The sequence below is a fragment of the Pseudonocardia pini genome (genome assembly GCF_013870575.1).
Classification (GTDB): Bacteria; Actinomycetota; Actinomycetes; order Mycobacteriales; family Pseudonocardiaceae; genus Pseudonocardia; species Pseudonocardia pini.
The window spans coordinates 1-6,081 of sequence record NZ_JACBXB010000311.1 but is presented as its reverse complement, the minus strand read 5'-3'; the positions used below and the strand labels follow the sequence as shown (position 1 = coordinate 6,081).

Sequence of the window (6,081 nt, the reverse complement as noted above, 5' to 3'; positions counted from 1 at the left end):
CAGCGAGCACGGCCCGACGGTGCTGGTCGGGATCAGCCGCGGCGGGCTGACCCTCAACGCCGTGGGCAACGCGGCGCCCGAGCTCGTCGACCGGCTCGTCTACGTGTCCGCGCACTGCCCGGTCGCCGCGAGCGTGGCGGAGTACGACGCCTCGCCGGAGAACGCGGACAGTCTGCTCGGCTCCGTGGGTGGCCTGGTCAGCGCCGACCCTGCCGCCGTGGGGGCCCTGCGACTCAACTGGCGCACCGCGGACCCGGCGATGCACGAGGCGCTGCAGGCCGCCCTCCTCGCCGACGGCACCCGGGACGAGCTGCTCGCCTACCTGCACACCCAGGACCCGGACGAGACCCTGGTGATCGACGACGACCTGGTCCGCGCCGAGGCGGACACCTGGGGCCGGATCCCTCGTGACTACGTCCGGCTCACGGCCGACCGCGCCCTCCCACCCGCCCTGCAGGACCGCTACATCGCGGAGGCGGACGCGCTCACCCCGGACAACACCTTCGCGGTGCACTCGCTGGACACCACCCACATCGGCGTCCAGGTCCACCCCGAACCCCTCGCCGACCTCCTCAGCGAGTAGCCGTGCGCGGCGGTCGTCGCCAGAGCGACGATCGCCGCGCACAGGTGCTCAGAGCGCGCCCTTGGTGCTCGGGATGCCGGTGATGCGGGTGTCCGGCTCGGTGGCCGCCCGGAGCGCACGGGCGATCGCCTTGAACTCCGCCTCGGTGATGTGGTGCGGGTCCCGGCCCGCGTGCACGCGGACGTGCAGGGCGAGGTGGCCGTGGAAGGCCAGCGACTCGAAGACGTGCCGGTTCAGGACCGTGGGATAGTGCCCACCCACCACGAACCCCTCCATCACCGACGGCTCGCCGGTGTGGACCGTGTAGGGGCGACCGCTCACGTCCACCACGGCCTGCGCCAGTGCCTCGTCCATGGGGATCCAGGCGTCGCCGAAACGGCGGATGCCCTTCTTGTCCCCCAGCGCCTGCCGCAGCGCCTGGCCCAGCACGATCGCCGTGTCCTCGACGGTGTGGTGCGCGTCGAGCTCGACGTCCCCCTCCGCCTGCACGGTGAGGTCGAAGGCGCCGTGTTTGCCGAAGGCGTCGAGCATGTGGTCGAAGAACGGGACCCCGGTCGAGACCGAGACCTGTCCCGTGCCGTCGAGGTCGATCTCGACCAGGACCTTCGACTCCTTGGTGACACGCTCGACGCGCCCGACCCTGCTCATGCCCACTCACTCTCCGCCACGACCGCCGCCGCGGCCAGGAACGCGTCGTTCTCCTCGGGGGTGCCGATCGTGACCCGCAGGTGCCCGGGGATCCCCACGTCCCGGATCAGCACACCCTGGTCCAGGAACGCCTGCCACGCACGCGGGGCGTCGGTGAACCGGCCGAACAGCACGAAGTTGGCGTCACTGGGCACGCAGGCGAGACCGAGCGCCTCCAGCGCCGGAACGACCCGGTCCCGTTCCGCCGCGAGCAGAGCCACCGACCCGAGGGTGGCCCCGGCGTGCCGCAGCGCCGCCCGCGCGGCGGCCTGGGTCAGCACCGACAGGTGGTACGGCAGCCGGACGAGCTGCAGCGCGTCGACGATCGCCGGTGCCGCGGCCAGGTAGCCCAGCCGCCCGCCCGCGAAGGCGAACGCCTTGCTCATGGTGCGGCTGACGATCAGCTTGTGTCCGTGCGTGGCCAGCAGCGTGGTCGCCGACGGGTGGGCGGAGAACTCCGCGTACGCCTCGTCGACGATCACGATCCCGGGCGCCGCGTCGATCAGCAGTGCCAGGTCCGCCGGGTCGAGGGACTGCCCGGTGGGGTTGTTCGGGCTGGTCAGGAACGTGACGTCCGGGGCGCGCTCCTTCAGCAGGAGCTGCGCGGCGTCCACGTCCACGGCGAAGTCCGCGGTCCGCGGGATCTCCAGCCACTCGGTCTGGGTGCCCGAGGAGATGATCGGGTGCATCGAGTAGCTCGGCACGAACCCGAGCGCCGAGCGCCCCGGCCCTCCGAACGCCTGCAGCACCTGCTGCAGGATCTCGTTGGACCCGTTGGCGGCCCAGAGGTTCTCCGCGGCCAGGGCCACGCCGGTCTGCCGGGTCAGGTACTCCGCGAGCTCGGTCCGCAGCGCCACCGCGTCCCGGTCCGGGTAGCGGTGCAGGTTCCGCGCCGCCTCCTCGCACGCCGCGGCGACCTCCGCCACCAGCTCCGGCGGCGGCGGGTACGGGTTCTCGTTGGTGTTGAGCCGCACGGCGACCTCGAGTTGCGGCGCGCCGTAGGGCGACCGGCCGCGCAACGACTCCCGCAGGGGCAGGTCCTCGAGCCGGATGGCGCTCCCCGGGGCGCTCACCGGGGGAACCGGGCCGTGACGGCCTGCCCGTGCGCGGGCAGGTCCTCCGCGGTCGCGAGCGTGACGACCTTGTCCGCCACCTCGCGCAGCGCCTCCTCGGTGTACTCCACGACGTGGATGCCCCGCAGGAACGTCTGCGTGGACAGCCCGCCGGAGTGCCGGGCGCAGCCGCCGGTGGGCAGCACGTGGTTCGAGCCCGCGCAGTAGTCCCCGAGCGAGACCGGCGCGTACGGGCCGATGAAGATCGCGCCCGCGTTCCGGACCCGGGCCCCGACCTCCCGTGCGTCGGCGGTCTGGATCTCCAGGTGCTCGGCGGCGTACGCGTCGACGACCGCGACGCCCTCCGCCACGTCCCGCACCAGGATCGTGGCCGACTGCGGGCCGGACAGCGCGGTGCGGATCCGCTCGGTGTGCTTGGTGGCGGCCACCTGCGCCTCCAGCTCCGCGTCGACCGCCGCGGCCAGCTCCTCCGACGTCGTGACCAGCACCGACGCCGCGTTCGGGTCGTGCTCCGCCTGGGAGATCAGGTCCGCGGCGACGTGCACGGGATCGGCCCCGCCGTCCGCCAGGATCGCGATCTCGGTGGTGCCCGCCTCGGCGTCGATCCCGACCAGGCCGCGGAGCAGCCGCTTCGCGGCGGTGAGGTAGACGTTCCCGGGGCCGGTGATCACGTCCACCGGCTCCAGCTCGCCACCGTCCGTGTCGACGCCGCCGTAGGCCAGCAGGGCGACGCACTGGGCCCCGCCGACCGCCCACACCTCGTCGACGCCGAGCAGCGCGGCCGCGGCGAGGATCGTGGGGTGGGGCAGGCCGCCGTTCTCCGCCTGCGGCGGCGACGCGACGACCAGCGACTCCACCCCCGCGGCCTGCGCCGGGACCACGTTCATGACCACCGTGGACGGGTAGACCGCCAGCCCGCCCGGCGCGTAGAGCCCCACGCGGCGGACCGGCACGAACCGCTCGGTGACGCTGCCACCGGGCACGACCTGCGTGACGACCTCCGGCCTGCGCTGCTCCTCGTGCACCACCCGGACGCGCTCGATCGCGGTCTCCAGGGCCTCGCGGACCGCCGGGTCCAGCTCGGCGAGGGCCTTGTCCAGCTCCGCGACGGGCACCCGCACCGACTCCGGGCGGACCTTGTCGAACCGCTCGGTCGCCTCCAGCGCCGCCTCGGTCCCCCGCTCGCGCACCGCCTCGACGATCGGCCGGACGGCCTCGACCGCCGCGTCGACGTCGAGCTCCGCGCGCGGCAGCATCCCGCGCAGGACGGCAGGTCGGGGCAGGGGTTCGGCACGCAGGTCGAGGCGCCGCAGGATCGGACCGGGCATGGGCCCAGGGTACGTGCCACCCCGACCACCTCCCCACGGTGGCGACCCTTTCGGGGCGAGTTGTCCACAGGTCCGCCGCGGAGCTCGCGTCAGCGCGCCGCGGGCTCCCGCAGCGGCAGCCGGGTCAGCGCGGCCAGCAACGCGGCGTCGACGACGATCGCGAGCCAGCCGATGTTCGCGATCCGGCTGACGGGGTAGGCCACGGCCGCGACGATCACCACCACGGCCTGGGCCACCGGGATCCGGCGCAGCAGGCCGATCCCCGCCACCAGCAGGGTGAGCGGCCACAGCAGGCCGAGCGGCTTGAGCACCTGGCCCACCCCGGCGGCGTCGATCAGGTCCACCCCGCCCGCGGCGATGCCGATGGTGTTGAAGCCGTAGCCGACCACCCCGGCGACGCCGAGCATCCCGAGGACGAGGACCGCGGCGGCGAGCGGGCCCCGCAGCGCCGCGGCGAGCCGGACGACGAGCAGCCCGCCGAGCCCGCCGCCGAGCACGTGCAGCAGGGCCGCGAGCGCGTCGTCCCAGCCCGCGAGGGTGTAGACGATCGAGGAGGCGAGGGTCAGCGCGAGGGACGCCACGGTCCCCCACACCAGGACCGCGGGTTCGTCGGTGCGCAGGCCCGGCTGGGCCGCGGGGGCGGAGAGGGAGGTCATGGCCCGCACGCTAGGAGCCCGGCGGACCGCCCGGAACGCGGGCGGCCGCCGCGCCCCCTGCGGTTCTCCGCACCTCCCGTGGCGGTTCTCCCCCTCCCGCCGCGGACGATCACGTGCCAGTCTCGCGCCATGACGGTCCCGCACCCCGCCCTCACCGGCTGGGCGGTCGCGGCGACGGCGGGCATGGCGGCGGCGCTGGTCTACGCCGACTCGCTGACCACCCTCGGCCCCTCGTGGGGGCTGACGTACGTGCTGGTCTGCGCGGCAGGCGCGTGGGCGTCCCGGGTGGAGCCCGCCAACCCGGCCGCGCGGCGGCTGCTGCTGTTCGGCTGCGTGGCGCTGACCTGGCTCACCCTGGCCACCGTGCTGATCGGGCTGGTGCGCCACGGGTTCACCGGCACCGGGTTCGTCGTGGCCAACGCCGTGGTGCAGGTCGCGGGGACGGTGATGGTGGCCGCCCAGGCCGCGGCACTGGTCCGCTACCCGGACGGGGTCCGGCTGCTGGCCGCCGAGCGCGTCGTCGTGCTGGTGCCGCTGGTGCTCGCCCCGGTCCTGCCGCTCCTCCTGCTGGTCACGGTGCCGGACGTGGTGCCGGCGTGGGTGCTCGCGGCGAGCGCCCTGTCCGACGGGTACGGGGTCCCGACCGTCGCGAGCCCGCTGTACGTGGGCGGGCCCGGAGGGGTGGCCCGCGCGCTCGACGAGGCGGTGCTCCCGGTCGGGACCCTGGCCGCGGTCGCCGTCGCGCTCCTGCGGTTCCGCAGGCTGTCCGACGTCGGACGCCACCGCATGGCCTGGCCCCTCCTCGCGGCGTTGCTGCTGGTCGGGGCCGTGGTGGTGAACGCGCTGGCCGAGGGCGGGGCGTTCCCGCGGATCGTCGGGGACGTCGTCTACCTCGCCTGTCACGTGGTGCTGCCGGTCGCGATGGGGGTCGGGATCGCGGCGCCCCACCTGTTCGACGCGCTGGGGTCGGTCCGCCGCACCGTCCCGTACGCCGCGCTGGCGCTGCTGGTGCTGGGCGGGTACGTGGCCACGGCGGGGCTGTTGGGGGCCGCGCTCGGGGGCGCGGACCTGCGGATCGCCGTCGTGGTCGCAGTGGTGGGGGCGCTGGCCCTCGAACCCGTCCGGCGGGCCCTCCTGCACCGGGTGCGCAGGCTGACCCACGGCCGGGAGATCGGCCGCGACGAGCTGCTGCTGCACCTCGGCGACGCCCTCGAGCACACCCTCGACCGCGGCGCGCTGTCCCGCTCGATCGCCGAGGCCGCGTCGGAGGGGCTCGGCGCGGCCTGGGTCGACCTGGAGGTCACGGGGGACCCGCCCCTGCACGTGGGCAGGCCCCGACGACCCGGCGAGCGGCCCGCCCACACGGCCCGGCTCCTGGACGGCGCCGCGGACCTCGGCAGCATCAGCTGCGGACCCGCCGAAGGCGGTCGGCTCCGCGTCCGGACCCGGTTGGAGGCACTCGCCCGGCAGGGCGCGATGGCGCTGACGAACGCCCGGCTGGCGGCCGAGGTCACCGCCCAGCTGACCGAGGTCGAGGCCTCCCGGCTGCGGATCGTCGCGGCCGAGGACACCGCCCGCCGCCGGCTCGAACGCGACCTGCACGACGGTGCCCAACAGGAGATCGCCGCCCTGCTGACCCGCATCGCCCTCGCCCGCGCGCAGCTCGCCCGCGCCGACCTCGCGCAGGTCGACGGCACGCTCGCCGGCCTGCAGGGGGACGCCGCGGACGCCCTGCGCAACCTGCGCGAGCTGGT

6 protein-coding genes are annotated in these 6,081 nt (G+C 75.2%); 2 read left to right on the top strand and 4 right to left on the bottom strand.

Going from position 1 to position 6,081, the window contains the following annotated elements:
• Window positions 1-583 (top strand): alpha/beta fold hydrolase (locus H5J29_RS17880; RefSeq protein WP_181782093.1); only part of this gene is annotated, 583 nt, incomplete at its 5' end.
• A gap of 48 nt (window positions 584-631) precedes the next feature.
• Here H5J29_RS17880 and hisB read toward each other — a convergent pair.
• The 4 genes from hisB to H5J29_RS17860 all read right to left on the bottom strand — a co-directional run bounded on the left by hisB (window position 632) and on the right by H5J29_RS17860 (window position 4,327).
• On the bottom strand, window positions 632-1,231 hold the full coding sequence (hisB, locus tag H5J29_RS17875) for an imidazoleglycerol-phosphate dehydratase HisB (protein WP_181782092.1): 600 nt from the start codon (window positions 1,229-1,231) through the stop codon (window positions 632-634).
• Window positions 1,228-2,343 carry a histidinol-phosphate transaminase gene (locus H5J29_RS17870; RefSeq protein WP_181782091.1) on the bottom strand — a complete coding sequence of 372 codons (1,116 nt, stop codon included), beginning with the start codon at window positions 2,341-2,343 and terminating at the stop codon, window positions 1,228-1,230. The genes hisB and H5J29_RS17870 overlap by 4 nt, the downstream gene beginning before the upstream one ends.
• Entirely contained in the window at window positions 2,340-3,659 is a 1,320-nt protein-coding gene (gene hisD / locus H5J29_RS35175) for a histidinol dehydrogenase (RefSeq protein ID WP_181782094.1), read from the bottom strand. Before hisD ends, H5J29_RS17870 begins: the two co-directional genes overlap by 4 nt.
• Before the next feature lie 101 nt (window positions 3,660-3,760).
• The gene (locus H5J29_RS17860) at window positions 3,761-4,327 is read right to left on the bottom strand and encodes a hypothetical protein (RefSeq protein ID WP_181782090.1); all 567 of its coding nucleotides are present in this window, start codon (window positions 4,325-4,327) and stop codon (window positions 3,761-3,763) included.
• A 129-nt stretch (window positions 4,328-4,456) separates the two neighbouring features.
• Between H5J29_RS17860 and H5J29_RS17855 the strand changes: the two genes are divergently transcribed.
• Window positions 4,457-6,081: histidine kinase (locus tag H5J29_RS17855; protein ID WP_181782089.1), on the top strand; the 1,625-nt coding region annotated here is incomplete at its 3' end.